This window comes from Actinomycetospora sp. NBC_00405, from assembly GCF_036044095.1.
Taxonomy (GTDB): Bacteria; Actinomycetota; Actinomycetes; order Mycobacteriales; family Pseudonocardiaceae; genus Actinomycetospora; species Actinomycetospora callitridis.
Window position 1 is genome coordinate 5,078,637 of the sequence record NZ_CP107938.1, and the last position, 25,172, is coordinate 5,103,808.

The 25,172-nt window shown below is 74.6% G+C and carries 21 protein-coding genes; 16 read left to right on the top strand and 5 right to left on the bottom strand.

All coding sequences use genetic code 11. The features are described from left to right. The first annotated feature begins 15 nt into the window (after positions 1-15). From OG774_RS25145 to OG774_RS25155, 3 genes are read left to right on the top strand one after another with little or no spacing between them, the layout of a single operon-like run. Entirely contained in the window at positions 16-894 is an 879-nt protein-coding gene (locus OG774_RS25145) for a hypothetical protein (protein WP_328305050.1), read from the top strand. Beyond that, a complete protein-coding gene (locus tag OG774_RS25150) occupies positions 891-2,603 on the top strand; it encodes a DNA polymerase Y family protein (RefSeq protein WP_328305051.1) in 1,713 nt (570 codons plus the stop codon). Before OG774_RS25145 ends, OG774_RS25150 begins: the two co-directional genes overlap by 4 nt. 50 nt (positions 2,604-2,653) lie before the next feature. Continuing rightward, the gene (locus tag OG774_RS25155) at positions 2,654-6,217 is read left to right on the top strand and encodes an error-prone DNA polymerase (RefSeq protein ID WP_328305052.1); all 3,564 of its coding nucleotides are present in this window, start codon (positions 2,654-2,656) and stop codon (positions 6,215-6,217) included. An 83-nt stretch (positions 6,218-6,300) separates the two neighbouring features. Here the strand turns inward: OG774_RS25155 and OG774_RS25160 are convergent, their stop codons facing one another. Next, positions 6,301-6,963 (bottom strand): GPR1/FUN34/YaaH family transporter, encoded by a 663-nt coding sequence (locus OG774_RS25160; protein ID WP_328305053.1) that lies wholly within the window; start codon positions 6,961-6,963, stop codon positions 6,301-6,303. Between the two features lie 200 nt (positions 6,964-7,163). On the opposite strand from OG774_RS25160, the gene OG774_RS25165 reads away from it, so the two are divergent. The 6 genes from OG774_RS25165 (at position 7,164) to OG774_RS25190 (ending at position 12,998) form a co-directional block, all read left to right on the top strand. Continuing rightward, on the top strand, positions 7,164-7,751 hold the full coding sequence (locus tag OG774_RS25165) for a hypothetical protein (RefSeq protein WP_328305054.1): 588 nt from the start codon (positions 7,164-7,166) through the stop codon (positions 7,749-7,751). 32 nt (positions 7,752-7,783) lie between these two features. Next, a complete protein-coding gene (locus tag OG774_RS25170) occupies positions 7,784-8,809 on the top strand; it encodes a DMT family transporter (RefSeq protein ID WP_328305055.1) in 1,026 nt (341 codons plus the stop codon). Between the two features lie 4 nt (positions 8,810-8,813). Then, a complete protein-coding gene (locus tag OG774_RS25175) occupies positions 8,814-9,665 on the top strand; it encodes a bifunctional methylenetetrahydrofolate dehydrogenase/methenyltetrahydrofolate cyclohydrolase (RefSeq protein WP_328305056.1) in 852 nt (283 codons plus the stop codon). Between the two features lie 7 nt (positions 9,666-9,672). Beyond that, the gene (locus OG774_RS25180) at positions 9,673-10,098 is read left to right on the top strand and encodes a DUF3017 domain-containing protein (RefSeq protein WP_328305057.1); all 426 of its coding nucleotides are present in this window, start codon (positions 9,673-9,675) and stop codon (positions 10,096-10,098) included. Positions 10,099-10,209: 111 nt separating this feature from the next. Continuing rightward, positions 10,210-11,421 (top strand): NADP-dependent isocitrate dehydrogenase, encoded by a 1,212-nt coding sequence (locus OG774_RS25185; protein WP_328311156.1) that lies wholly within the window; start codon positions 10,210-10,212, stop codon positions 11,419-11,421. A 254-nt stretch (positions 11,422-11,675) separates the two neighbouring features. Then, positions 11,676-12,998, top strand: a complete 1,323-nt coding sequence (locus OG774_RS25190) for an AI-2E family transporter (protein WP_328305058.1) — start codon at positions 11,676-11,678, stop codon at positions 12,996-12,998. A 64-nt stretch (positions 12,999-13,062) separates the two neighbouring features. Here OG774_RS25190 and OG774_RS25195 read toward each other — a convergent pair whose 3' ends face one another. Further along, positions 13,063-13,491, bottom strand: coding sequence for a DoxX family protein (locus OG774_RS25195; protein ID WP_328305059.1), 429 nt, complete (start codon positions 13,489-13,491; stop codon positions 13,063-13,065). Between the two features lie 107 nt (positions 13,492-13,598). Then, the gene (locus tag OG774_RS25200; protein WP_328305060.1) at positions 13,599-14,057 is read right to left on the bottom strand and encodes a GNAT family N-acetyltransferase; all 459 of its coding nucleotides are present in this window, start codon (positions 14,055-14,057) and stop codon (positions 13,599-13,601) included. A 104-nt stretch (positions 14,058-14,161) separates the two neighbouring features. Here OG774_RS25200 and OG774_RS25205 point away from each other — a divergent pair, with 104 nt between their 5' ends. Beyond that, complete coding sequence (locus tag OG774_RS25205; protein WP_328305061.1) at positions 14,162-14,707, top strand: TetR/AcrR family transcriptional regulator; 546 nt, start codon at positions 14,162-14,164, stop codon at positions 14,705-14,707. 84 nt (positions 14,708-14,791) lie between these two features. Here the strand turns inward: OG774_RS25205 and OG774_RS25210 are convergent, their stop codons facing one another. Next, a complete protein-coding gene (locus OG774_RS25210; RefSeq protein WP_328305062.1) occupies positions 14,792-15,964 on the bottom strand; it encodes an MFS transporter in 1,173 nt (390 codons plus the stop codon). Positions 15,965-16,121: 157 nt separating this feature from the next. Between OG774_RS25210 and cofG the strand changes: the two genes are divergently transcribed. The 4 genes from cofG (at position 16,122) to yhjD (ending at position 21,144) form a co-directional block, all read left to right on the top strand. Then, complete coding sequence (gene cofG / locus OG774_RS25215; RefSeq protein WP_328305063.1) at positions 16,122-17,438, top strand: 7,8-didemethyl-8-hydroxy-5-deazariboflavin synthase CofG; 1,317 nt, start codon at positions 16,122-16,124, stop codon at positions 17,436-17,438. Next, complete coding sequence (locus OG774_RS25220) at positions 17,435-18,520, top strand: FO synthase (RefSeq protein ID WP_328305064.1); 1,086 nt, start codon at positions 17,435-17,437, stop codon at positions 18,518-18,520. Before cofG ends, OG774_RS25220 begins: the two co-directional genes overlap by 4 nt. Next, positions 18,517-19,983, top strand: a complete 1,467-nt coding sequence (locus tag OG774_RS25225; protein WP_328305065.1) for a flavin-containing monooxygenase — start codon at positions 18,517-18,519, stop codon at positions 19,981-19,983. Before OG774_RS25220 ends, OG774_RS25225 begins: the two co-directional genes overlap by 4 nt. A 96-nt stretch (positions 19,984-20,079) precedes the next feature. Further along, positions 20,080-21,144 carry an inner membrane protein YhjD gene (gene yhjD / locus OG774_RS25230; protein ID WP_328305066.1) on the top strand — a complete coding sequence of 355 codons (1,065 nt, stop codon included), beginning with the start codon at positions 20,080-20,082 and terminating at the stop codon, positions 21,142-21,144. A gap of 26 nt (positions 21,145-21,170) precedes the next feature. On the opposite strand, the gene OG774_RS25235 is transcribed toward yhjD, so the two are convergent. Beyond that, positions 21,171-22,448: a PucR family transcriptional regulator gene (locus tag OG774_RS25235; protein WP_328305067.1), complete on the bottom strand. Its 1,278-nt coding sequence runs from the start codon at positions 22,446-22,448 to the stop codon at positions 21,171-21,173. 232 nt (positions 22,449-22,680) lie between these two features. On the opposite strand from OG774_RS25235, the gene OG774_RS25240 reads away from it, so the two are divergent. Further along, the gene (locus tag OG774_RS25240; RefSeq protein ID WP_328305068.1) at positions 22,681-23,625 is read left to right on the top strand and encodes an alpha/beta hydrolase; all 945 of its coding nucleotides are present in this window, start codon (positions 22,681-22,683) and stop codon (positions 23,623-23,625) included. Between the two features lie 25 nt (positions 23,626-23,650). Continuing rightward, positions 23,651-25,171 carry a flavin-containing monooxygenase gene (locus tag OG774_RS25245; protein ID WP_328305069.1) on the top strand — a complete coding sequence of 507 codons (1,521 nt, stop codon included), beginning with the start codon at positions 23,651-23,653 and terminating at the stop codon, positions 25,169-25,171. Position 25,172: the final 1 nt, after the last annotated feature.

The following is a 25,172-nucleotide window of genomic DNA, read 5'->3' on the forward strand; positions in this document are numbered from 1 at the left end:
TTCGAGGAGGCGCTCATGGGTGGTGCGTCGTCGTTGCTCGACGAGCAGGGTTCCCCGTCGCGGCGGTGGGCCGAGCTCGGGGTGGTGCGGGCCTCCGAGCTGCGGGGTCGGCGGGGCAGCAGGCGAGGGTCGGCGCCGGCGGAGGAGCCGGTGGTCGAGACGGTCGCGGAGTCGGGGGCGGAGTCGGTGGCGGCGCCCGTCACGGGGGCGCCGCGGGTCGAGACCGAGGGCAGCGCGGTGCTGCCGGTGGCGGGCCCGCTGGCCGGGATCCTGCCCGGCGGCGGGCTGCGGCGCGGGTCGGCGGTGGCCGTGTGCGGCTCCACGTCGCTGCTGCTCGCGCTGCTGGCCGAGGCGTCGCGGGGCGGGGCGTGGTGCGCGCTGGTGGGCCTGCCGGACCTGGGGATCCAGGCCGCCGCCGAGGCGGGGCTCGACCTCTCGCGCACGGCGCTGGTGCCGCGTCCTGGTCCCCGGCCGGCGGCGGTGGTGGCCGCCCTGGTCGACGGGGTGGACGTGGTCGTGCTCGACACCACGCTGCCGGGGGTGCGGTGGCCGGCGGGCGATCGGCAGCGGCTCGGGGCCCGGGTCCGTCAGCGGGGGGCGGTGCTGGTCCCCGTGGGCGCGCCGGGGACGTGGCCGGGCGCCGAGGTCGAGCTGCGGGCCGAGGGCAGCGCGTGGGCCGGGCTCGGTGGCGACGGCACGGGACGGTTGCGCTCGCGGCGCGTCCGCGTGCGTTGCGCCGCCCGCGGCCGCCCCGGCGAGCAGGAGGTGCCGGTGCTGCTGCCCGGGCCGGCCGGGGAGTGCGCGCCGGACGGCGAGCTGCCGATCGGGGCGCCGCTGACGGGGCCCCCGCGCCCGGTGCCGGACGAGCCGACGCGCATCGGGGCGGTCGGATGAGCGCGCCCGCGCGGGTCCTGGCGCTGTGGTGTCCCGACTGGCCGGTGGTGGCCGGCGCGGCCGAGGCCGGCCTGCCGTCCGCGCGGCCCGCCGCGGTCCTGGCGTCGCACCGGGTCGTGGCCTGCTCGGCGACGGCGCGGGCGCAGGGGGTGCGCCGGGGGCTGCGGCGCCGCGAGGCCCAGGCCCGCTGCCCCGACCTCGCGGTGCTCGCCCGCGATCCCGAGCGCGACGCCCGGGGTTTCGAGCCGGTCGCCGCGGCGGTCGAGGAGCTGGCGCCCGGCGTGGAGGTGGTGCGTCCGGGGCTGGTCGCGCTCTCGGCGCGTGGGCCCACCCGGTACTTCGGCAGCGAGGAGACCGTGGCCGAGCGCCTGGTCGACCACGTCGCCGCGCGCGCTCGCGTGGAGTGCCAGGTGGGGGTGGCCGACGGGCTGTTCGCCGCCGGGCTCGCCGCGCGTCGCTCGCTGCTGGTGCCGGCGGGGGAGAGTCCGGCGTTCCTGGCGCCGCTGCCGGTCACCGAGCTCGAGCTCGAACCGGGCGTCGAGCCCGACACCGCGGGTGCCGACGACGACGCCAGCGCCGCCCGCGCGGAGCTGATCGGCCTGCTGCGCCGTCTCGGTCTCGGCACGTTGGGCGCCTTCGCCGAGCTGTCGCCCACCGACGTGGCCTCGCGCTTCGACGCGGCCGCGGTCCGGGCCCACCGGCTGGCCCGCGGGCTCGACGAGCGCCCGCCCTCGCGACGCCGCATCCCCGACGAGCTCACCGTGGAGCTCCCGCTCGATCCCCCGGTCGACCGCGTCGACGCCGCCGCCTTCGCCGCCCGCTCGCTCGCCGAACGCCTGCACGAGGCGCTGGGGCGGGCGGGGCTCGCGTGCACGCGGCTCGGGGTGCAGGCCCGCACCACCGAGGGCGACGAGCTGGCCCGCGTGTGGCGCTGCGCCGAGCCGCTGACCCCGAACGGCACCGCCGACCGCGTCCGCTGGCAGCTCGAGGGCTGGCTGTCGCGTCGAGGAGAGGGGGCCGGGCGGTCCGACGGCGGGCTCACGGTGCTGCGCCTCGTGCCGGAGGAGGTCGTCGAGGCGGGGCGGCTGCAGCTCGGGCTCTGGGGCGAGGTCGGGGTGGCCGACGAGCGGGCCGGTCGGGCCCTGGTGCGGGTCCAGGGCCTGCTCGGGCCCGAGGAGGTGCTCACCGGGGTGTCCGGTGGCGGGCGGGGGCCGGGCGAGCGGATCCAGCTGGTGCCGTGGGGCGACGAGCGCGAGACCCCGGGCGTCGATCCGCAGGCCCCCTGGCCCGGCGCGCTGACGGCGCCGTCGCCGGCCCGGGTGCCGCCCGAGCCGCTGCCGGCGCGGGTGCTCGACGCCGACGGTGCCCCGGTGCGCCGGGCCACCCGTGGTCGTCTCTCGGCGCCGCCCGCGCACGTGGCCCTCGGCACCGACCCGGCGGCGCCCACCGCGCCGGTCCGGGCCTGGGGCGGCCCGTGGCCCGATCCCGGCCGCTGGTGGGACCCCCGGACCGCGCCCGGGGGCAGCGTGCGCATCCAGGTCGTGTGCGCCACCGACGCCGACGAGATCGCCGCGGGCCGCGACCCGGAGCCCGACCCGGCCGCCGACCTCGCGCCCGACCCGGTGGCGTCCGGCGCCGACGCGGTGGGACGCGCGCTGCTGCTCGTCCACCGCGGCGAGCGCTGGGCGGTGGAGGGGATCTATGACTGACGGACGCGGAGCGCCGGGGAGCCGGACCATCGCCGAGGGAGGGATCTGACGTGGGGTGGGGCAACCCGCCGGTGAGCTGGTCGGAGATGGAGCGCCTGCTGTCGGGGCGCCCCTCCGACGGGCCGAGCCTGCAGGGGCGGGGCAACGGATCGCGGAAGGCGATCCAGGGCGACGCGGCGCAGCGGAGCGCGGCCAGGAGGGACGGTGAGCCGCACGAGGGGCACATCGGCCCCTGGCCGCCGGACGACGTCGTCCGCGATCCCCTGGCCTTCGACGACAGCGAGCGGATCGACGGCCCCGGCACGCTCCGCCCGCCGCGCGAGGAGCACTTCCCGGGCGACGGGGGCGACAGCCCGGCGTGGTCGCGGCACCGCACGCCCTACCGGTCGCCGGCGGGGACGCGCCCGACGGGCGTCACCGTCCCCTACGCCGAGCTGCACGTGCACTCCAACTTCAGCTTCCTCGACGGCGCGTCGCACCCTGAGGAGCTGGTCGAGGAGGCCGCGCGGCTGGGGCTGGAGGCGATCGCGCTCACCGATCACGACGGCATGTACGGCGTGGTCCGCTTCGCCGAGGCCGCGCAGGAGCTGGGGGTGCCGACGGTCTACGGCGCCGAGCTCTCGCTGGGCCTGTCCGCGCCGCAGAACGGCGTGCCCGATCCCGAGGGCGACCACCTGCTGGTCCTCGCCCGCGACCCGGACGGCTACCGGGCGATCTCGCGGGCGATCACCGAGGGGCAGATGCACACCCACGGGGAGAAGGGGCGCCCGGTCTACGACGCCGAGCGGGTCGCGGCGACGCTCGGCGGCCACGTCCAGGTGCTGACGGGGTGCCGCAAGGGATCGGTGCGCCGGGCGCTGGCGGCGGAGGGGGCGGTCGGCGCCGCCCGCGAGCTCGACCGTCTCGTCGCCCTGTTCGGCGCCGAGAACATCGCGGTCGAGCTCACCGACCAGGGCCTCCCGGACGACACCGAGCGCAACGCGGCGCTGGCGGGGCTCGCCGCGGGGGCCGCCCGGGGGCGCGGCCTGCGCACGGTGGCCACCACCGGCGCGCACTACGCCACCCCCGACCGCGCCCGGCTCGCGGCCGCGCTGGCGGCAGTGCGGGCACGGCGCAGCCTCGACGACGCCGAGGGCTGGCTGCCGCCGGGGCCGGCCCACCTGCGCTCCGGGGCGGAGATGGCCGACCGCTTCGCCCGCCACCCGCAGGCCGTCGCCCGCGCCGCGGAGCTGGGTCGCGAGTGCGCGTTCTCCCTCGACCTGCTGGCGCCCGAGCTGCCCCCGTTCGCGGTGCCCGAGGGCGAGACCGAGGCGAGCTGGCTGCGCCGGCTGACGTGGATGGGGGCCGCGCTGCGCTACGGCGACCGGATGCGCTCGCCGCGGGCGTTCGAGGTGATCGAGCACGAGCTCGGGGTCATCGAGAAGCAGGGCTTCCCCGGCTACTTCCTCATCGTCGCCGACATCGTGAAGTACTGCTCCGATCATGACATCTACTGTCAGGGACGGGGGTCGGCGGCGAACTCGGCGGTGTGCTTCGCGCTGGGCATCACCCACGTCGACGCCGTCGAGATGAACCTGCTGTTCGAGCGGTTCCTCTCCCCGGAGCGCGACGGCTATCCCGACATCGACCTCGACATCGAGTCCGACCGCCGCGAGGAGGCCATCCAGTACGTCTACGCCCGCTATGGGCGCGACCGCGCGGCGCAGGTCGCCAACGTCATCACCTACCGGCCGCGCTCGGCGGTGCGTGACGCGGCCCGCGCGCTGGGCTTCGCGCAGGGTCAGCAGGACGCGTGGAGCAAGCAGATCGACCGGTGGGGGCCGTCGGCCGGAGGTACGGGCGCAGTGCTGGCGGGGCAGGTGCCCGAGATGCCGGCGGCGGTCGCCTCCCTCGCCGAGCAGATCGCGGGCTTCCCCCGCCACCTGGGGATCCACTCCGGCGGCATGGTCATCTGCGACCGTCCGGTCGACCAGGTGGTGCCCGTGGAGTGGGGACGGATGCCGGGTCGCAGCGTCATCCAGTGGGACAAGGACGACGCGGCGGCGGTCGGGCTGGTCAAGATCGACCTGCTGGGCCTGGGCATGCTCTCGGTGCTGCACTACGCCGCCGACCTCGTCGCCGAGCACCACGACGTCCGCGTGAAGCTGCACGAGCTGCAGGCCACCGACGACAAGGTGTTCGCCATGCTCGCCGAGGGCGACTCGGTGGGCGTGTTCCAGGTCGAGTCCCGGGCGCAGATGGCCACGCTGCCCCGCCTGCGGCCGCGGGAGTTCTACGACCTGGTGGTCGAGGTCGCGCTCATCCGTCCCGGGCCCATCCAGGGCGGCTCGGTGCACCCCTACATCCGGCGGCGCAACGGCCTGGAGCGCATCGTCTACGACCACCCGCTCTGCGAGCCGGCCCTGGAGAAGACGCTCGGGGTGCCGCTGTTCCAGGAGCAGCTCATGCAGCTCGCCGTGGACGTCGCGGGCTTCTCCGCCGCCGAGGCCGACGAGCTGCGACGCGCGCTGTCGGCCAAGCGCTCGAGCGAGCGGATCGAGCGGATGCGCGAGCGGTTCTACGAGGGGATGGCCGCCAACGGGATCACCGGGGACCTCGCGGACACGATCTTCGGCAAGACCAAGGCGTTCGCCAACTTCGGCTTCCCGGAGAGCCACTCGATCAGCTTCGCGTCGCTGGTCTACGTCAGCGCCTGGTACAAGTTCTACTACCCGGCCGCCTTCTGCGCGGCGCTCCTGCGCGCCCAGCCGATGGGCTTCTACTCGCCCCAGTCGCTCACCGCCGACGCCCGCCGCCACGGGGTGGTGGTGCTCGGCCCCGACGTCCTGGTCTCCGCGGACACCCCGGGCCTGGAGCCGCACCCGGACAGCACCGGCGGGGTCGCGGTGCGGCTCGGTCTCGCCGGGGTGCGCGGGATGGGGGACGAGGTGGCCGCCCGGATCGTGGCGGAACGGGAACGGGAGGGCCCCTACCGGGACGTCGCGGACCTCGCCCGCCGCGCCGAGCTGCCCACCGCGCAGGTCGAGGCGCTGGCCACCGCCGGGGCGCTGCGCTGCTTCGGGCTCGAGCGCCGCGAGGCGCTGTGGGCGGCCGGGGCGGCGGCGGCCGGGGTCGGGGTGGTGCGCGACGGTGTGCGTCACGACCGCCTGCCCGGCACCGCCGTGGGTCTCGAGGCGCCAGCGCTGCCGGGGATGAGCGCGGTGGAGCTCACTGTCGCCGACGTCTGGGCCACCGGCCTCACGCCCGACAGCCACCCGGTGACCCACCTGCGCAACGCGCTCGAGGAGCGCGGCGCCTACTCGGTCGGCGCGGTCGCCCGCGTGCCCGAGGGCGAGCGCATCGAGGTCGGCGGGGTGGTCACCCACCGCCAGCGCCCCGCGACCGCGGGCGGCACGACGTTCCTCAACCTCGAGGACGAGACCGGCATGCTCAACGTGGTCTGCTCGGAGGGGCTCTGGGCGCGCCACCGGGTGGTGGCCCGCACCAGCGCGGCGCTCGTGATCCGCGGCCGGGTCGAGCGCGCCCACGACGCGCCGACCGTGGTCAACCTCGTCGCCGACCGCATCGAACGCCTCGAGCTCCGCGTGCCCTCGAGCTCCCGGGACTTCCGGTGAGCCCCGCACGCAGGACGAGGGACGCCCCGACGCCGTCGCCGGCGGTCAGGGCGTCCCTCGCGGTACGTGGGTATGCGGGTCGGTCAGCCGCCGATGAGGGCCTTGCCCATCGGCATCGGCTTCCCGCCGGTCGCCTGCCCCATGGCGTCGAAGAACATGTAGACGCCGACCAGGGCGAAGGCGAACACCACGATGCCGCCGAAGAACAGCAGGCCCGTCGAGCCGCTCGAGGTCCCCAGCAGCACCAGCAGCAGCGCCGCGTCGATGAGGACGAACAGCACGGTGAACATGGCGGGCAGGCGCAGCGAGGCCACCGTGAGGATGACGATGCCGATCAGCCAGGTGAGCAGGAAGGTCTCCTGGGCGCCCGTGGCGACGGCGGTGTCGGTGGAGGTCGGCCCGAACCAGTCCTGGCCCAGCGAGGTCGCCAGCACGGCGAAGCTCAGCCAGAACCCGGTGAAGATGCCGAAGATGGCTGCCGGTGCCCCGGCCCCGATGCGCACCGACCAGACCGTGGCCACCAGCTGCCCGATCCCGGTGCACATGAACAGGATCGGGAGCAAGCCCACCAGTGCGGTGCTCGACGCTCCGGTGAAGCCGACCAGGTAGAGCCCCAGGGCCACCGAGCCGATCACGAATGTCGGGACGCCGACCAGTGCCGGGTTGGCACCGGCCGCGGCCGCCGCTTCGGCTCCGGTGTCCGGGGCCGCGTGTGCCGCGGTGGACTGCTCGTCGATGGTGGTCATCCGCACTCCTTCGTGGGTTGTCGCCCGGGACACCGTCGGTCGACCCGTCCCGTTGGTACGGGTGGGCGCACGGTGTCGTCCCCGTGCTTCACAAGTGTGAGGCGCACCACGCCCTCTACGGCACCGCCCGAACGGAGGGGTACGCCGACAGAGAGCCTCTGCGCCCGCATCGTGAACCGATCCAGGGCAAGCTGACGCCCATGGGCGCACGGCGCGGGAGCGCGACGGTGCTGCGTGAGGTCGCGCGCGGCGTGGTGGGCGGGGCCGTCGGCACCGGGGCGATGGCCCTGACGGCACGGCTGCACCGTGAGCTCCACGCCCGCCGCGACGGCATCCGTGTCGACGAGATCGAGGAGATCCTCGACTACGACGACAGCGAGCACGTCGTCATCGCCGCCTCGACGCTGCTGCAGCACGTGGTCGGCTGGGCACCGCGCTCCGCACGGGGCCGGCAGACCCTGTTCTGGCTGGTGCACTGGGGCTACGGCTCGGCGGTCGGGGTCGGCCACGTCGCCCTCCAGCGCGTACTCGGACGCGAGCCCGGGCCGGGCCTGGCCTTCTTCGTCGGCTGCCAGACGATGGCCCTCGGCCTGTTCCCGGTGCTCGGCGAGACCCCGCCGCCCTGGCGGTGGGAGCGTCGCCTGCTGGTGACGAGCATGGTCCAGCACGCGGTGTACGCCGGCGGCGTGGCCGCGGCGAACACGGCGACAGCCCGTCTCGTCGACCCCCGGTCCTGTCGCAGGGCGTGGTCGCTCCGTCACTCCGCCCAGGAGGAGTTCGGCCGGTAGGAGCCCCACTGCGGTACTACCGTCCCCGGACCGTGGCTTCCCAGCGCTCGCGGACCCTCGTCGGCCTCGCCGGGGCCTTCGTCACCGGGATGTTCATCGTCGGGCAGGCGCGGGTGAACGCCGAGCTCGGCGCGGAGCTCGGTGACGGGATCCTCGCCGCGGTCATCTCGTTCGGTCTCGGGCTGGTGCTGCTGCTGATCCTCGTGGCGCTCCTGCGCCCGGGCCGCCGGGGCCTGCGGCGCGTGGGGTCGGCGCGGCGGCGCGGCACCCTGCGGTCCTGGCAGCTGCTCGGCGGCCTGGGTGGCGCGCTGCTGGTCGCCGGCCAGGGCGTCACCGCGCACGTGCTGGGTACGGCGCTCTTCACGGTCGCGGTCGTCGCCGGCCAGTCCAGCGGCGGGCTCGTCGCCGACCGCGTCGGCCTCGGACCGGCCGGACCCCGTGCCACGACGCCGCCGCGGGTCGTCGGGGCGCTGCTGATGCTCGGCGCCGTGGTGCTGTCGGTGGCCCCGTCGATCAGCTCCGACGCCCCCGTCGCCCTGGCGCTGGTCCCGCTCGCCGCCGGGCTCGCCATCGCCACCCAGCAGGCGCTCAACGGCCGGGTCGCGGCGGCCGCGGGTGGCGCGGGCACCCAGACCGGCGACGGGGAGCGCGACTCGTTCGTCGCCTCCGTGCTCCCCGCAGCGACGATCAACTTCGTCGTCGGCCTGATCGCGCTGGTGCTCGCCGCGCTCGTCGCGGTGCTCGTCCTCGGGCCGCCGAACCCGCTGCCGGGCGCCTGGTACCTCTACCTCGGCGGCCCGTTCGGCGCGATCTTCATCGGGCTCGGGGCGTGGGTGGTCGGCCAGGTCGGGGTCCTGCTGCTCTCGCTCGGCGCCGTGGCGGGCCAGGTCGTCGGCGCGCTCGTCCTCGACCTCGTGCTGCCGTCGGCCGCCGGGACCCCGGGCGTCACGACCGTCCTCGGGGCGCTGCTCACCCTGGTCGCGGCGGTCGTGGCCGCCGCTCCGTGGCCGCTGCGGCGGCGAGGCGACCGGGAGCGCACGGCCGACCTGCCATCATGAGGTCGTGACCGCGACCAAGCTGGACGGGAAGGCCACCCTCGCGTCGATCCTCGATGAGCTCTCCGGACGGGTCGCCGCGCTGACCGCGGCGGGCCGGACCCCCGGCCTCGCCACCGTCCTGGTGGGCGACGACCCGGGCTCGCACTCGTACGTGCGGGCCAAGCACAACGACTGCGCGAAGGTCGGGATCACCTCGATCCGCCGCGACCTGCCCGCCGACGCGACGCAGGCCGACGTCGAGAAGGTGATCGACGAGCTCAACGCCGATCCGGCGTGCACCGGCTACATCGTCCAGCTGCCCCTGCCGAAGGGGCTCGACTCCGGCGCGGCCCTCGAGCGCATGGACCCGGACAAGGACGCCGACGGCCTGCACCCGACCAACCTCGGGCGCCTCGTGCTCCAGGAGCCGGGCCCGCTGCCGTGCACCCCGCGCGGGGTGGTGGAGCTGCTGCGCCGCTACGACGTGCCGCTGAACGGCGCGAAGGTCACCGTCCTCGGCCGCGGCGTCACCGTCGGGCGGCCGCTGGGCCTGCTGCTGACCCTCCGCTCGGTCAACGCCACCGTCACCCTGTGCCACACCGGCACCAAGGACGTGGCCGCCGAGCTCCGGGCCGCCGACGTGATCGTGGCGGCGGCCGGCGTGCCCGGCCTCGTCACCGCGGACATGGTCAAGCCCGGCGCCGCCGTGCTCGACGTCGGCATCACCCGGGGCGAGAACGGCCTCGTCGGGGACGTCGCCCCCGAGGTGGCCGAGGTCGCCTCGTACCTCGCGCCGGTCCCGGGCGGTGTCGGCCCCATGACGCGGGGCATGCTCCTCACCAACGTCGTCGAGCGCGCGGAGCGCGGGACGGAGTGAACGTGCGGTGACCGCCGTGACCCCGCGCCCGGGACGGCCGTCGGCACCCCAGCCGACGGGCCGGCCCGCGCCGCCGCCCGACGAGAGCCCCACCGAGGTGCTCCCGTCCACGGCGGGACGGCACGCCCGCCCGCGCACCACGCGCGCCGAGATGATCCGCAAGGTCCGCGCGCACCTGCCGTTCCTCGCGGTGATGCTCGTCGTGGGCCTCGCGTTCGGCCGCATCGCGCTGCAGCACTGGCGCGAGGGCACCACCGAGCTGGGCCTCGCCCTGCTGCTCGCCGGGGCGCTGCGCGCGAGCCTGACCCGCACGGCGGCCGGCCTGCTCGCCGTCCGCAGCCGCCGGGTGGACATCGTCACCTACGTCCTGTTCGGGCTCGTCGTGATCGCCGTGGCGCTCACGATCACCGGGGGACCGCTCGCCACACGGTGACGTCCGCCCCTCGTGGCCCGCGCGCCCGTTCCGGGTACTCGCTGCGTTGATAGCGTGCGGGCAGGTCGGACGGCGCCGGTGGTCGGCGCCCGCGAGGAGGGCATTCGAGCCGTGGCGAAGATCAAGGTAGAGGGCACCGTCGTCGAGCTCGACGGTGACGAGATGACCCGGATCATCTGGCAGTTCATCAAGGACAAGCTGATCCACCCGTACCTCGACATCGACCTCGAGTACTACGACCTCGGCATCGAGCACCGCGACGAGACCGACGACCAGGTCACGGTCGATGCCGCGCACGCCATCAAGCGTCACGGCGTCGGCGTCAAGTGCGCGACGATCACGCCGGACGAGGCGCGGGTCGAGGAGTTCGGCCTCAAGCGCATGTACCGCTCGCCCAACGGGACGATCCGCAACATCCTCGGCGGCGTCATCTTCCGCGAGCCGATCGTCTGCCAGAACATCCCGCGCTACGTGCCGTCCTGGACGAAGCCGATCGTCGTCGGCCGCCACGCGCACGGTGACCAGTACCTCGCCCAGGACTTCAAGGTGCCGGGCCCGGGCACGGTGACGATCACCTACACGCCGGAGAACGGCGAGGCCCAGGAGCACAAGGTCGCGGAGTTCCCGGTCGACGGCGGCGTCGCGATGGGCATGTACAACTTCAAGGCCTCGATCGAGGAGTTCGCGCGGGCCTCGCTGCAGTACGGCCTCGACCGCAACTACCCGGTCTACATGTCGACGAAGAACACCATCCTCAAGGCCTACGACGGCATGTTCCTCGAGACCTTCCAGGAGATCTTCGAGTCGGAGTTCAAGGCCGATTTCGAGAAGGCGGGCCTCACCTACGAGCACCGCCTGATCGACGACATGGTGGCCCAGGCCATCAAGTCCGAGGGCGGCTACGTCTGGGCCTGCAAGAACTACGACGGCGACGTGCAGTCCGACATCGTCGCGCAGGGCTTCGGCTCGCTGGGCATGATGACCTCGGTGCTCATGACCTCCGACGGCACCGTCGAGGCCGAGGCCGCCCACGGCACGGTGACGCGGCACTTCCGCAAGCACCAGCAGGGCGAGGAGACCTCCACCAACCCGATCGCCTCGATCTTCGCGTGGTCGCGCGGCCTCGCCCAGCGCGGGCGCCTCGACAAGAACGACGAGCTCGTCGAGTTCGCCCAGAAGCTCGAGGACGTCTGCGTGCAGACCATCGAGTCCGGGAAGATGACCAAGGACCTGGCGCTGCTGGTGGGCGGCGACGCGAAGTCCCTCAACACCCAGGACTTCCTCGACGCGATCGACGAGGGCTTGCAGAAGGCGATGGGCTAGAAGGCGATGGGCTAGAAGGCGATGGGCTAGAAGGCGATGGGCTAGAAGGCGATGGGCTAGAAGGCGACGGGCTAGAAGGCGATGGGCTAGCGCCCGATCTGCTCCCACCCGGGCCCCTCTCCCACCTCGGGAGAGGGGCCCGCGTGCGTCCGGACCCCCGTCCTCGAACGGGGGTAACGTGCGCGCCCGCCGGGCACCCGCACACGCCCGCAACCGGCCGCCGGAGGACTCCCATCGCTGACAGACTCGGCTCCATGGACGAGGCCCCCGCCTCCCGGGACCTCGCACGGGGGGACGCCCCGACCCGTGGGCACCTGATCGGCGAGGGACTCGCCTGGACCGCCCGCTGGAGCCTGCGCTTCCTCATCGTCGTCGCCGCGCTGACGGTCGTCGGCCTCATCCTGATCCAGCTCTGGGACATCGTGTTCCCGGTGTTCCTCGGGCTCGTGATCGCGACGATCGTCGAGCCCCCGGTCACGTGGCTGCGGCGCCGCCGGGTCCCCGGCGCGCTGGCGACGGCGCTGGTGCTGATCCTGGGGCTGGCCGTGCTCGGCGGGGTCGTGGCGCTCATCGCGCCGTCCGTGGCCGGTCAGGCGCCGCAGATCGCGCAGGGGGCCGTCGGCGGCATCCAGCAGATCCAGGGCTGGCTGCAGGGACCGCCGTTCAACCTCGGCGCCAGCCAGATCGGCGGGTACGTGCAGGCGGCCGTCGAGCGCCTCCAGCAGAGTGCGGGCCAGATCGCCACCGGTGTCCTCACCGGCCTCACCACCGTGGCCAACAGCGTCATCAACGCGGTGCTCGCGCTGGTGCTCGCGTTCCTGTTCGTGAAGGACGGCCCGACGTTCCTGCCCTGGGTGCGTCGCACCGCGGGGCCGACGTCCGGGGACCACCTCGCCGAGATGGGCGCCCGCAGCTGGCTGCGCCTCGGCGGGTTCATCCGCTCGCAGGCGCTCATCGGCTTCGTCGACGCGGTCTTCATCGGTATCGGCCTGGTGGTCTTCGGTGTCCCGCTGGCGCTGCCCCTGGCCGTGCTGACGTTCTTCGGCGCGTTCATCCCGATCATCGGGGCGCTGGTGGCGGGTGCGCTCGCCGTGCTCATCGCGCTCGTGATCCAGGGGCCGGCGACGGCGCTCGGGGTGCTGATCCTGATCCTCGTCGTGCAGCAGGTGGAGGGGAACCTGCTCCAGCCGCTGGTCCAGGGCCGCGGCCTCGGGCTCAACTCGGCGCTCGTGATCCTGGCCGTGACGGCGGGCTCGAGCCTCGCCGGCATCGCCGGGGCGTTCCTCGCCGTGCCGGTGGCGGCGGTGATCGCGGAGATCCTGCGGTACTTCGGCGAGCAGATCGACCGGCGCACGGGCGAGCACGAGGAGGGCGCCGGGGACGCGGCTCCGGGGGCGGAGTCTCGGGGGGACGGGTCACCGGGGGACGGGTCTCCGGGGGACGGCTCTCCGGGGGAGAAGCCGAAGTCGGTCGCCGGGACGACCACCGTGGGGGCCGACGAGGAGCCGGGCGACGCGACGCCCGACGTCCCCGGCGACGGCACCGTGCGTCCGCGCTCCCCCGCCACCGACGCCTGACCCGCCGGGTCGGCCGGGTCAGCTGGGTCAGCTGGGTCAGCTGGTCGGTGGGTCGGTCAGCGGGTCAGCGGGTCAGCGCCGCCCGCGGGTCCCGGACCAGCGCCACGGTCTCGTGACGCCGCACCCACGCCACGACCGCGACGCAGACCAGCACGACGGCGGGGACGAGGACCATCGCGCCGCCGAGCGTGGCCAGGGTGCTGATCACGGCGCCGGTCATGAGGACGACGCACCCGGTGGCGGCCAGGCCGGAGAGCCGGGGGATCAGCAGCCCGATCGCGGCGGCGAGCTCGATGACACCGATCGTCACCGTCAGGCCCGGCCCGATCCCCATCATCGCGAACCCCTCGACGACCATCGGGTCGAGCGAGATCTTCCCGAACGCGGAGAATAGGTACAGGGCGGCCAGCAGGACCTGGAGCACGCCGAGCGCCCAACGGGCCGCCCGGGGGCGGGTCGTGGTCGGGCCGGCGGCCGCATTGGTGGTCCTCATCATCATCTCCTCGGTTGGACAACCCTTAGGTTGATATAAGAACAGGACCGAGGGATACGGTCAAGGGGTGAGGCGCGCGATCAGGGAGTCAGGTCGAGCGCGTAGGACTAGCCGAGCACCTCGGCGCCGAACTCGCGGTGGCTCCCCTCGCCGGTGAGCGTGAAGCCGGCGTCGAGGTAGAGGTGCCGGGCGGCGGCGAGCGGCTCGTTGGTCCACAGCACGAGGCGCGCGTAGCCGGCGTCGCGCGCGAAGTCGATGCAGCACGTCACGAGCTGCCGGCCGAGGCCGTGGCCGCGGGCGTCGGGGTCGACGAGAAGCAGCCGGAGGCGCGCGGTGCGCTCGTCCTCGCGGACGCACAGGACGCTGCCGACGCGCCGGCCGTCGAGCTCGGCGATCCACCCGGCGTCGCGGTCCGGCCGGCCGTGCGCCGCGTGGTCGGCGACGATCCGCGCCGTCACGGCCTCGGTGGTCCAGTCGTACTCGCGGGCGTAGAGCTCCCCGTGTGCCATCAGGACCCATCCCAGGTCCCCCGGCCGGTCCATCGACCGGATCGTGACCTCGCCCATGTCGACCTCCTCACTGAAACGCCTGTTTCAGTGAAGCACACTGACGATGTGGATCCCCTGGCGTTGAGTGCAAGCGTGGACGCAGGGCTGGTACGGACGTGCCCGTGAGCGAGCCGGAGGGGTCGGCGCGGCGTCAGGAACTGCTCGAGGCCGCGTACGCCTGGGTGCTCGAGCACGGGTGGGCGGGGATGTCGCTGCGACCGCTGGCCGAGGCGATCGGGTCGAGCCCCCGGGTGCTGCTGTTCCTCTTCGGCAGCAAGGACGGGCTGATCGCCGCCCTGCTCGCCCGCTCGCGTGCCGACCAGCTCGCCGTCCTCGACGGTCTGCGCGACGGGCCTGCGGACCTCGCGACGGTCGGCGCGCGCGTCTGGGCCTGGCTGGCGGCGCCGGGGCACCGCGCCCTGTTGCGCCTGTGGCTCGAGGCCTACACGCGCTCGGTCGGCGCCGCCCCGGACGCCCCCTGGGCGGGGTTCGCGGCCCGGACCGTCGCCGACTGGGACGCCCTGCTGGCCGCGCACCAGGACGTGGACGACCCGGCCGAGCGCGCCCTGCTGCTCGCCGTCCTGCGGGGGGCGCTGCTCGACCTGCTCGCGACCGGGGACACCCCCCGCCTCGACGCCGCCGTGGCCGCGCACCTCGCGAGGCTCTGACGTGCCAGCCTGGGGGCCTGAGCTGACGATTCGATTCTGCACGCCGATAGGGGCTGGAAATCCCCCACGATCACGAGCGGCTCGTCAGACCACGAGGCCCACGACCGCCGCGAGCAGCGTGGCCAGGCCGAGCACCAGGAACATGGCCGGGAAGCCGCCGGCGAGCCCGGCGACGGCGACCCCGCCGGCCGGCGCGAGCGCGACCGCGAGCGTGACGGGCGCCGAGAAGACACCGTTGATCCGGCCGAAGGCGCGGGTGCCCCAGCGGTCGGCGACGGTCGAGGCCTGCAGCAGGGTGTGCAGCCCGCGCCCGGCGCCGGCGACGACGGCGAAGGCGATGAGCAGCGGCGCCGGGCCCGGCACGAGGGCCAGCGCGACAACACCGACCCCGCCGAGCGTGAACAACATCGCGATCCGCGCCCTCGGCCCCGTCCGGCGGACCAGCGGCACGAAGCCGAGCCGGCCGAGCACCTGCCCGGCGCCGGTGAGCCCGAGGGCGAGCGCGGCGAGGCCCAGGTCGAGCCCGCGTCCCTCGAGCAGCGGGACGAGGTTGATCGTCGTCGCGTAGAGCCCGAAGGCGCCGGCGGTCATGACGACGGTGACGGCGACGAAGCGGGGGGTGCGCAGGACGGTGCGGGCGTGCTCGGCGTCGGTCTGCGGCCCGTCCGCCTCGCCGCCCGCGTGCTCGCGCGGGCGCCACGGCGGCGTGAGCAGCAGCGCGTGCAGCGGGACGGTGACGACGGCGAGGATCCCGGCCAGCACGACGAACGTGCCGCGCCAGCCCAGCGGCCCGACGAGCGCGGCGGTGAGCGGGGCGAAGACGGTGCTGGAGAACCCGGCGACGAGGGTCAGCGTGGTGAGCGCGTGCACCCGTTGTTCGCCGTACCAGCCGGTGATCGCGGCGAACGCCGGCGGATAGAAGGTCGCGGCCTGCGCGAGGCCGGCCACCGCCCACGCCGCGTAGAAGAGCGGCAGGGTCGGGGCCGCGGCGATCGCGAGGGTGGCGAGGACGCCGATCACCGACCCCGTCGTCATCACCAGGCGCGGGCCGCGGCGGTCGATCAGCCGGCCGACGACGATCCCGGCGCCGGCCGAGATCAGGGCACCGACGGAGAACGCCCCGGTTGCCGCGCCGACCGACCAGCCCGTGTCCGCGCTGATCGTCCCCACGAGCACCGGGAACGCGTAGTAGAGGACGCCCCAGCTGACGATCTCGGTGGCGCACAGCGCGGCGAGCGCACGGCTCCGGGCGTCCACCCGCCCACCCTGGACCACGCCCCGCCGGCGGGCAGCCCGTGATCGACGCGGATTTCCTGGCACCCAGTGCAAGCGTGGACGCAGGGCTTGCACGCGCCGTGTCCAGACCCACGTGCGGTCGTGGGCGTGCGGGCGGGTCGCGGCGTAGGTTCGGGACGTGGCCGATCTCGGACATCCGGCGGTGCCGCCGCCCGCGCTGGTCGAGCTGGACGAGCCGGCGGAGCCCTCGCGCGCCGAGGTGCGGGCGGCGCTCGAGCGCCTGGCGACGGACGCCCCGACCCTCGCCGACGCCACGATCGCGCTCGCGGCGCGGGGCGAGGAGCTCGAGGTCCTGCTGGCGGCCGCGGCCGCGCGCCGCGACGAGCACCTCGCGGGCGAGGGCCGGGCGGGCGTCGTCACGTACAGCCCCAAGGTCTTCGTCCCGCTGACCCGCCTGTGCCAGGACCGGTGCCACTACTGCACGTTCGCCACGGTGCCCGGGCGCCTCCCGGCGGCCTACCTCGAGCGCGACGAGGTCCTCGAGATCGCCCGCGCCGGCGCCGAGCAGGGCTGCACCGAGGTGTTGTTCACCCTCGGCGACCGCCCCGAGGCCCGCTGGGCGGCCGCCCGGGACTGGCTCGGCGCGCGGGACCTCACCTCCACGCTCGACCACGTCTACAAGAGTGCAGAAGCGGTCCTCCAGGAGACCGGGCTGCTGCCGCACCTCAACCCCGGCGTCATGGACCTCCTCGAGCTCCAGCGGCTGCGGTCGGTGTCGCCGTCGATGGGGATGATGCTCGAGACCACCGCGACCCGGCTCTGGTCCCAGCCGGGCGGGGCGCACTTCGGCTCGCCCGACAAGGAGCCCGCCCTGCGCCGCCGGGTGATCGACGACGCCGGCCGCGCGCGGGTGCCGTTCACCACCGGGATCCTCGTCGGCATCGGCGAGCACCGCGCCGAGCGCGCCCAGTCGCTGCTGCTGCTCGCCGAGTCCGCGCGGCGCGGGGGGCACGTGCAGGAAGTGATCGTCCAGAACTTCCGCGCCAAGCCCGACACCGCGATGCGCGGCGAGCCCGATGCCGAGTTCGACGCGTTCGTCGCCGCGGTGGCCGTCGCAAGGATGATCATGCCACTCGGGGTCAGCGTCCAGGCGCCGCCGAACCTCGCCGGCGACCTGGACGACTCGGCCAGCGCGGCCCAGGACCAGGCGCTGCTGCTGCGCGCCGGGATCGACGACTGGGGCGGGGTGTCGCCGGTGACCCCGGACCACGTCAACCCCGAGCGCCCCTGGCCGGGTCTCGACGCGCTGCGCCGGGTCACGGCGTCGGCCGGGTTCACCCTGGCCCCGCGGCTCACGATCTACCCCCGCTACGTGCGCGACCCGAACACCTGGCTGCACCCCGACCTCGTCGACCCCGTGATCGCCCTGGCCGACCAGCGCGGGCTCGCCCGCGAGCGTGAGCCCTGCCCCCGCCCGATGACCGCCGCCCGATGACCGCTCCCGCCCGCTCCGCCCTCGCCCGCGCGGAGAACGACCCTGCCGGCCTGTCCGACGAGGCCTACGTCGACCTGCTCGCCGCCGACGGCGAGGAGCTCGAGGCCCTGGCGGAGCTCGCCGACGAGGTGCGGCGCGAGGTGGTCGGCGACCAGCTGACGTTCGTCGCCAACCGCAACCTCGACACCGCGGTCGTCCGCGACCCCGAGCACGCCGCCGCCCTCGCGGACGAGGCCTGGGCGCTCGGGGCCACCGAGGTGTGCGTGCAGGGCCCGCTGCCCCCCGACGCCCCGGACCGCGGGCAGCTCGACCTGCTCGCGCTGATCACGGGCAGCGCGCCGCTGCACGTCCACGGCTTCCGGCCCGCCGAGGTCGCCGACGGCGCCGCCCGCCTCGGCCTCTCGCCGCGGGAGTTCCTCGAGACCGCACGCGACGCCGGGCTCGGGTCGGTGCCGGGGACGGCGGCACGCATCCTCGACGACGACATCCGCGCGCGGCTCACCGGCGGCACCGACATCCCCGCCGCCCGCTGGATCGAGCTGATCACCACCGCCCACGAGGTGGGCCTGCGGTCGACGGCGACGATGGTCTACGGCCACGTCGAGACCCCCGCCGACCAGGTCGCCCACCTGCGCACCCTGGCCGCCATCCAGGACCGCACCGGCGGGTTCACCGAGATGATCGCCATGCCGATCCCGCCGGAAGCCCTGCCACCGGGTGGATTTCCTGACCTTGAACGTCAGCATGGCCCCCACGCTGACACCACCCGCGAGACCCGCGCCCTCTACGCCGTCACGCGGCTGCTGCTGCACGGGCGGATCGCGCACGTGCAGGCCGCCTGGCCCAAGTTCGGTCCGGGGCTCACCGAGGCCGTCCTGCGCGGAGGTGCCGACGACGTCGGCGGGCTGCTGCTCGACGGCGTCCTCGACCCGTCCGCCGGCGCCGAGGCGGGCCGGGCGCTGACCCTCGCCGAGGTCGAGGCGCTCGCCGCCGACCTCGGGCGGACGCCGCGCCAGCGCACGACCGTCTACGGCGACCCGCCGGCGGACCGAGTGGCGGTGCTGCGGGGAGGCACCCCGTGACCAGCTCGACGACCGATGTCGACGTCGCGATCATCGGCGCGGGCTTCGCGGGGATCGGTCTCGGGATCCGGCTCGCCCGCCGGCGGCGGGAGTCGTTCGTCATCCTCGAGCGCGCCCACGGCGTCGGCGGCACGTGGCGCGACAACCGCTACCCCGGCGTCGCCTGCGACGTCCCGTCGCACCTCTACTCGTTCTCCTTCCGGCCCAAGCCCGACTGGTCGCGCGTCTTCGCGCCGGGCGACGAGATCCACGGCTACCTGCGCGAATGCGCCCGTGACGAGGGCCTGGACCCCCACCTGCGCCTGGGCGCGGAGATGCAGCACGCGCGGTGGGACGGGACGCGGTGGCGGATCGAGACGTCGGCGGGCACCTACCGCGCGCGGGTGCTGGCCGTGGCCGCGGGTCGCCTCTCCGAGCCTCGGATCCCCGAGATCCCCGGCCTGTCCGACTTCGCGGGGCCGGTGTTCCACTCCGCGCGCTGGGACGGGGGCGCGGACCTCGCGGGCAAGCACGTCGGCGTCGTGGGGACGGGCGCCTCGGCGGCCCAGATCGTGCCCGCGCTGGCCGGGCGGGCCGCCGGGCTCGTGGTCTTCCAGCGCACGCCGCCGTGGGTGGTGCCGCGCGGCGACCGCGCCTACACCACGCAGGAGCGGCGCGGCTTCGCCCTCGACCCGGGCGCGGAGCGGGCGCTGCGCGAGGAGCTCTTCGACGAGGCCGAGCGGGCGATCGACGCGCGCCGGCGGGTGCGCCCGGACATCGACCGGCTCCGCGACCGAGCCCTCCAGCACCTCGCCACCCAGGTGCCGGACCCGGAGCTCCGCGCCCGCCTGACCCCCGACTACGAGATCGGGTGCAAGCGCATCGTCATCTCCGACGACCTCTACCCGGCGCTGCGCCGCGACGACGTCACGCTGGAGCCCAGCGCGCTCGCCCGCGTCGAGAAGTCGACGGCGATCGCGGCCTCAGGCGCCCACCACCGCGTCGACGCCCTCGTCCTCGCCACCGGCTTCTGGACGACGCGGCTGCCGTTCGCGCAGCGCATCGAGGGACGCCACGGCCTGCTCGCGCAGCGGTGGGCCGACGGGATGACCGCGCACGCCTCCACCGCCGTGCACGGCTTCCCCAACATGTTCGTGATCAACGGGCCGAACGCGAGCCTCGGCCACAACTCGGCCGTGTACATGATCGAGACGCAGATCGACCACGTCCTCGGCGCGCTCGACCACCTGCGGACCCGGCCCGGGACCTCGCTGGAGGTCACCGCCGAGGCCGAGGAGGCCTACACCCGCGAGATCGACGCGATGAGCGAGGACACGGTCTGGCTGCAGGGCGGGTGCGCCAGCTGGTACGTCGACGAGACCAGCGGGCGGTTGACGCTCCTCTGGCCGGGCACCGCCCGGTCCTTCCGCGTGCGCAACGGGACGTTCGACCCGGAGCCGTACGGAGGCGGCGCACCTGCGTGAACGGCGCGTGAGGGTCGACGACGCGGGGTAGTCGGTCCCCGCGCGGGCCGGTCGGCCCGCGGGGAGTCGGGGACCGCGAGAGGACGACGCGCAGCGATGACGAGCGCCGCCAGCACGACCGACACGAACGGTTCCGGGACGACCGAGCCGACGCAGCTGGAGAAGCTGCGCGCGAAGTACCCCTGGCTCGACCACCTGATCCGCGCCGCCACCCGGTACACCGAGAAGCACGGTGACCACTACGCCGCGGCGATCACCTTCTTCTCGATCCTCGCGCTCGTCCCGCTGCTCATGGTCGCGTTCGCGGCCGCGGCGTTCGTGCTGGCGAACAACCAGGCGCTGCTGACCGAGATCCAGAACGCCATCACGGCCGCGGTGCCGCCGGGGCTCGGCGACCTGCTGAACTCGGTCATCGACCAGGCCATCGCGCAGCGCAACGCGGTCGGCATCATCGGTCTGCTCGGCGCCCTGTTCTCCGGGCTCGGGTGGATGAGCAACCTGCGCGAGGCGCTCTCCGAGCAGTGGGACCAGCGCGGCGAGCCCCCGTCGATCGTCAAGCGCTACGGCAGCGACCTGCTCGCCATGCTCGGGCTCGGGCTCGCCTTCGGGCTCTCGTTCGCCATCACCGGGGTCGGCACCGGGCTCTCGTCGACGATCCTCGAGTTCCTGGGCCTCGGCGACGAGACCTGGGCGCAGTTCCTGTTCTTCCTCGCCGGCCTGGTGGTCACCCTCGCCGCGAACTGGCTGGTGTTCCTCTGGGTCATCGCCCGGCTGCCGCGCGAGCCGGTGACGCTGCGCTCGGCGGTCCGCGCCGCCCTGTTCGCCGCGGTCGGGTTCGTGATCCTCCAGCAGATCATGACCGTCTACATCTCGAGCGTCACCAACTCGCCCGCCGGCGCCGCGTTCGGTCCCATCATCGGTCTGCTGGTGTTCGCCAACTTCGTCTCACGCTTCATCCTCTTCGTCACCGCCTGGGCGGCCACGCTCAAGGAGAACGAGCGTGAGGAGCTGCCGGAGCCCGCGCCGGTGATCGTCCGGCCGGCCATCACCGTCAGTCGCACGCCCGGCCCCCGCGCCACCGCAGGTCTGCTCGGGGCGGGCGCCCTGCTCGGCGTGCTCGGCCTGGGGCTGGGCCGGAGCCGGCGCGACCGCGAAGGCTAGCCGGCCGTATGAACTAGTCGGCGGGGCTAATCAGCAGGGGCTGCGGGCGGGCCCAGCCACACGCACGCGCGCAGCGCGAGCTCGACGTCGAGGCGGTCGTGGTCGGAGCTGCCCAGCGGCCGGCCCCGGACCTCGTACGCGCGGCCCACCCGGTACTTGACCGTGTTGCGGTGGACCTGGAGCCGCCGCGCCGTGGTGGCGAGGCTGCCGCCGGTGGCGAGGAAGACCTGCAGGGTCTCGCGCAGACGGGCGGTGGCGGGCTCGGGCTCGGCGAGCGCGCCGAGCACCCGCCGCACCCACGCCCGGGCGCCCTCGGCGTCGGCGCACAGCAGCGCCACCGCCCCCACCTCGTCGAACAGGGTCACCGGCGGCGCGCCCTCCCCGGACGCCAGCGCGACGTCACGGGCCCGCCGGGCCTGGTCGTGCGTGGTACGGAAGCCGTCGGGGCCGGGGGTGGGCGATCCGCACGCCACGCGCACCGCGTCGCCGTGCCGGGCGACGGCGCGGGCGACGACCTCGCGCGACGGGGCGGTGTCGTTGCGGCACGGCAGCCACGCCAGCACGCTGGCGGCGTCCCACGGGACCACGAGCGGGCGGCCCGCGGCCTCGAGCGCGGTCCCCAGGTCCAGCGCGACGCGCTCGAGAGCGGCGAAGGTGCCGTCGGGGGGCTCCGGTTCCAGCCACACCACGAGGCCGAGGTGCACCGCGGAGAAGCGGTAGCCCAGCGTCGACTCGACCGCGAGCCGGTCGTCGGGGCCGGTGGGGGCGCGGCCGGCGAGGACGTCGCGCACGCGCGCCACGCGCAGGGCATGACGGCTGCGGCGCGTGCGGTCGCGCTCGGCCTCGTAGGCCGCCACGACGTGCTGGGTGACGTGGTCGACGTAGTCCATGACCACGAGCACGATCCGCTGCGACGCGGCCGTGGCGCCGAGCCGTCGCGCGGCCTCGGCGAACGCCCACTCCATGAGGTGGGCCTGCCCGACGCGGTAGGCCCGGATCAGGGCGTTGACCGGGACCCCGCGCTGCGCCAGCCGCTCGGCGTAGGCGACGGCCGCGGCCGGCGGCTCGACGCCGCGCGGATCCAGGTCGTGGCGCAGCACGTGCAGGATCGTCTCGACGTTGCCCTCGACGCTGGCGCCGAGCAGGTCGCGCAGGGCGGGGTCGCCGCGCAGCTCGTCGATGCGGGTCGCGAGCACGTCGCTGATCGACACGCTGACCTCGGTGCGCCGCGGGGCGAGCGCGTCGGCGACCTCGGCGACGGTGGCGACCGCGTCCTCCGGGACGGGGGACGGCTCGATCGTCACCACCCTGCACCACCATCCGAGTGCGCTCGTCGGCCCACGGCGGCCGTCCTCGGACCGTAACCGCCGGTCGGGGACCGGGACCAGCACTCGTCCGGCCCAGTGGAGGACCAGGGGACGGGAGACGGGACGGGGACAAGGGCTGCCCGCGGTTTCGTCCCCGCCGCACAAGCGCCGCCCGTGTGGCCCGGGTCACGCTCGGTCGACCCCTCCGCCCGACCCACCGGGAGACTCCGTGCCCCTCCACCCCGAGGCCCAGGCCCTGCTCGACGCGCTGGTGGCCGCAGGTATGCCGCCCATCGAGTGCATGACCGTGCCGCAGGCCCGTCAGGCCGCCGCCGCGTTCCTCGACCTGCAGCCGCCGCCCGAGGAGGTCGGCACGGTGTCGAACCGGGCCATCCCCGGCCCCGACGGCGACATCCCCGCGCGGATCTACACCCCGAGCGGCGGCGGCTCCGGGGGCGTGCTCGTCTACTTCCACGGCGGCGGCTGGGTCATCGGGGACATCGAGACCGTGGACCGGCCGTGCCGCCAGCTCGCGAACGCCGGCGACGTCACCGTGGTGTCGATCGACTACCGGCTCGCGCCCGAGCACGTGCAGCCCGCGGCGTTCGACGACTGCTACGCGGCGACCGTGTGGGTCGCGGAGCACGCCGAGGAGCTCGGGGTGGACGCGTCGCGCCTCGCGGTCGGCGGCGACTCGGCCGGCGGCCACCTCGCCGCCGCGGTGAGCCTCGCCGCCCGCGACCGGGGCGGCCCGGCGATCGCGTGCCAGCTGCTGTTCTACCCGGTCGTCGACTTCGACTGGACCAGCCCCTCGATCAACGACAACGGCGAGGGCTACCTGCTCGGGCGCGCCACGATGCAGTGGTTCTGGGCGCACTACCTCGGTGCCACCGACCCGGCCGACGACCCGTACACGTTCCCGCTGCGCGCGGCCGACCTCTCCGGGCTGCCGCCGGCGTTCGTCGCCACCGCCGAGTTCGACCCGCTGCGCGACGAGGGCGAGGCCTACGCCCGCAGGCTCGAGGCGGCCGGCAACTCCGTGACGTCCAAGCGCTTCGACGGCATGATCCACGGCTTCCTCTGGACGCTCGGCGCGACGCCGTCCGCCGGCGTGGTGATCGACGACGCCGTCGCCGTGCTGCGGCCCGCCCTGAGTCCGACCGTCTCCGCCTGAGCCGCCCCGACACGAAGGAGGACCCATGACCATCACCGAGACCCGCCCCGCGGGTGACGCCGGGGGGACCGCCGGCCCCGAACGCACGGAGCACGTCGACGTCCTCGTCATCGGCGCCGGCGTCTCCGGCATCGACGCCGGACACCACCTGCGTGAGCGCTTCCCCGACAAGACGTTCGCCATCCTCGAGAAGCTGCCCGGCCGGGGCGGGACGTGGTGGACCCACCGCTTCCCCGGCGCCCGCTCGGACTCCGACCTGTTCACCTACGGCTACGCCCACAAGCCGTGGCGCGGCCCGTCGATCGCGACCTCCGAGGAGATCACCAACTACCTCGACGAGGTCATCGAGGAGGACGACCTCAAAGCGGTCATCCGCTACCGGCACGCGGTGACGGCGGCGAGCTGGTCGTCCCAGGAGCAGCGGTGGACCCTCGACGTGCACCGCGAGGACACCGGCGAGACGCTGCAGATGACCTGCGGCTTCCTCTGGATGTGCCAGGGCTACTACAACCACACGGACCCCCATCGCCCCGAGTGGCCGGGGATGGAGAGCTTCAAGGGCGTCATCGCCCACCCGCAGACGTGGCCGCAGGACCTCGACTGGGAGGGCAAGCGCGTCGTCGTCATCGGCAGCGGGGCCACGGCGGCCACCGTGGTGCCGGCCATGGCGGAGAAGGCCGCCCACGTCACGATGCTGCAGCGCACGCCGACGTTCGTCGCCGCCGTGCCGAAGACCCACGAGCTGGCGATCCAGCTGCGCGCCCTCGACATCCCGGAGGAGTGGACCCACGAGATCCTCCGCCGGGCGTACATCGAGCAGTTCAACGAGCTGACCCGGATGTGCCAGGAGACCCCGGAGGAGGCGCGCCAGTTCCTGCTCGGCGAGATGCGCCCGCTCCTGCCCGAGGGCTACGAGGTCGAGAAGCACTTCAACCCGGGCTACCGCCCGTGGCAGCAGCGGATCGCGGTGGTCCCCGACGGGGACATCTTCACCGCGATCAGCGAGGGCAGGGCCTCGGTGGTCACCGACACCATCGACACCTTCACCGAGACCGGCATCCGGACCTCGTCGGGGGACGTGCTCGAGGCCGACATCGTCGTCTCGGCCACCGGGTTCAACCTCAGTGCGCTCGGCGACATCCCGTTCACCGTGGACGGCGACCCCGTCGACGTCTCGCAGACGGTCACCTGGCGCGGGATCATGATCTCGGGCATCCCGAACATGGCCTACGTCTTCGGCTACTTCCGGCACAGCTGGACGCTGCGCGCCGACCTCGTCAGCGACCTGATCTGCCGCCTCATGACGACGATGGAGAGCCGGGGGGCCCGCTCGGTCACCCCCACCCTGCGGCCCGAGGACGCGGACATGGAGATCCGCCCGTGGTCGGAGCCGGAGAACTTCAACTCCGGCTACGTCATGCGCTCGCAGGACAAGATGTTCAAGCAGGGCGACCGTGCGCCGTGGACACACATGCACGAGTACGCCGAGGAGCGCCACACCCTGCCCGCCGCCGACCTCGACGACGGGACGCTGCAGTACCGGTGAC

Bases quoted from the DNA above. Each gene is read 5' to 3' on its own strand.
- OG774_RS25195 (WP_328305059.1), bottom strand. From the start codon at position 13,491: ATGAGGACCACCAATGCGGCCGCCGGCCCGACCACGACCCGCCCCCGG.
- OG774_RS25160 (WP_328305053.1), bottom strand. From the start codon at position 6,963: ATGACCACCATCGACGAGCAGTCCACCGCGGCACACGCGGCCCCGGAC.
- OG774_RS25190 (WP_328305058.1), top strand. From the start codon at position 11,676: ATGGACGAGGCCCCCGCCTCCCGGGACCTCGCACGGGGGGACGCCCCG.
- OG774_RS25220 (WP_328305064.1), top strand. From the start codon at position 17,435: ATGACCGCTCCCGCCCGCTCCGCCCTCGCCCGCGCGGAGAACGACCCT.
- OG774_RS25200 (WP_328305060.1), bottom strand. From the start codon at position 14,057: ATGGGCGAGGTCACGATCCGGTCGATGGACCGGCCGGGGGACCTGGGA.
- OG774_RS25145 (WP_328305050.1), top strand. From the start codon at position 16: ATGGGTGGTGCGTCGTCGTTGCTCGACGAGCAGGGTTCCCCGTCGCGG.
- yhjD (WP_328305066.1), top strand. From the start codon at position 20,080: ATGACGAGCGCCGCCAGCACGACCGACACGAACGGTTCCGGGACGACC.
- OG774_RS25245 (WP_328305069.1), top strand. From the start codon at position 23,651: ATGACCATCACCGAGACCCGCCCCGCGGGTGACGCCGGGGGGACCGCC.
- OG774_RS25165 (WP_328305054.1), top strand. From the start codon at position 7,164: ATGGGCGCACGGCGCGGGAGCGCGACGGTGCTGCGTGAGGTCGCGCGC.
- OG774_RS25150 (WP_328305051.1), top strand. From the start codon at position 891: ATGAGCGCGCCCGCGCGGGTCCTGGCGCTGTGGTGTCCCGACTGGCCG.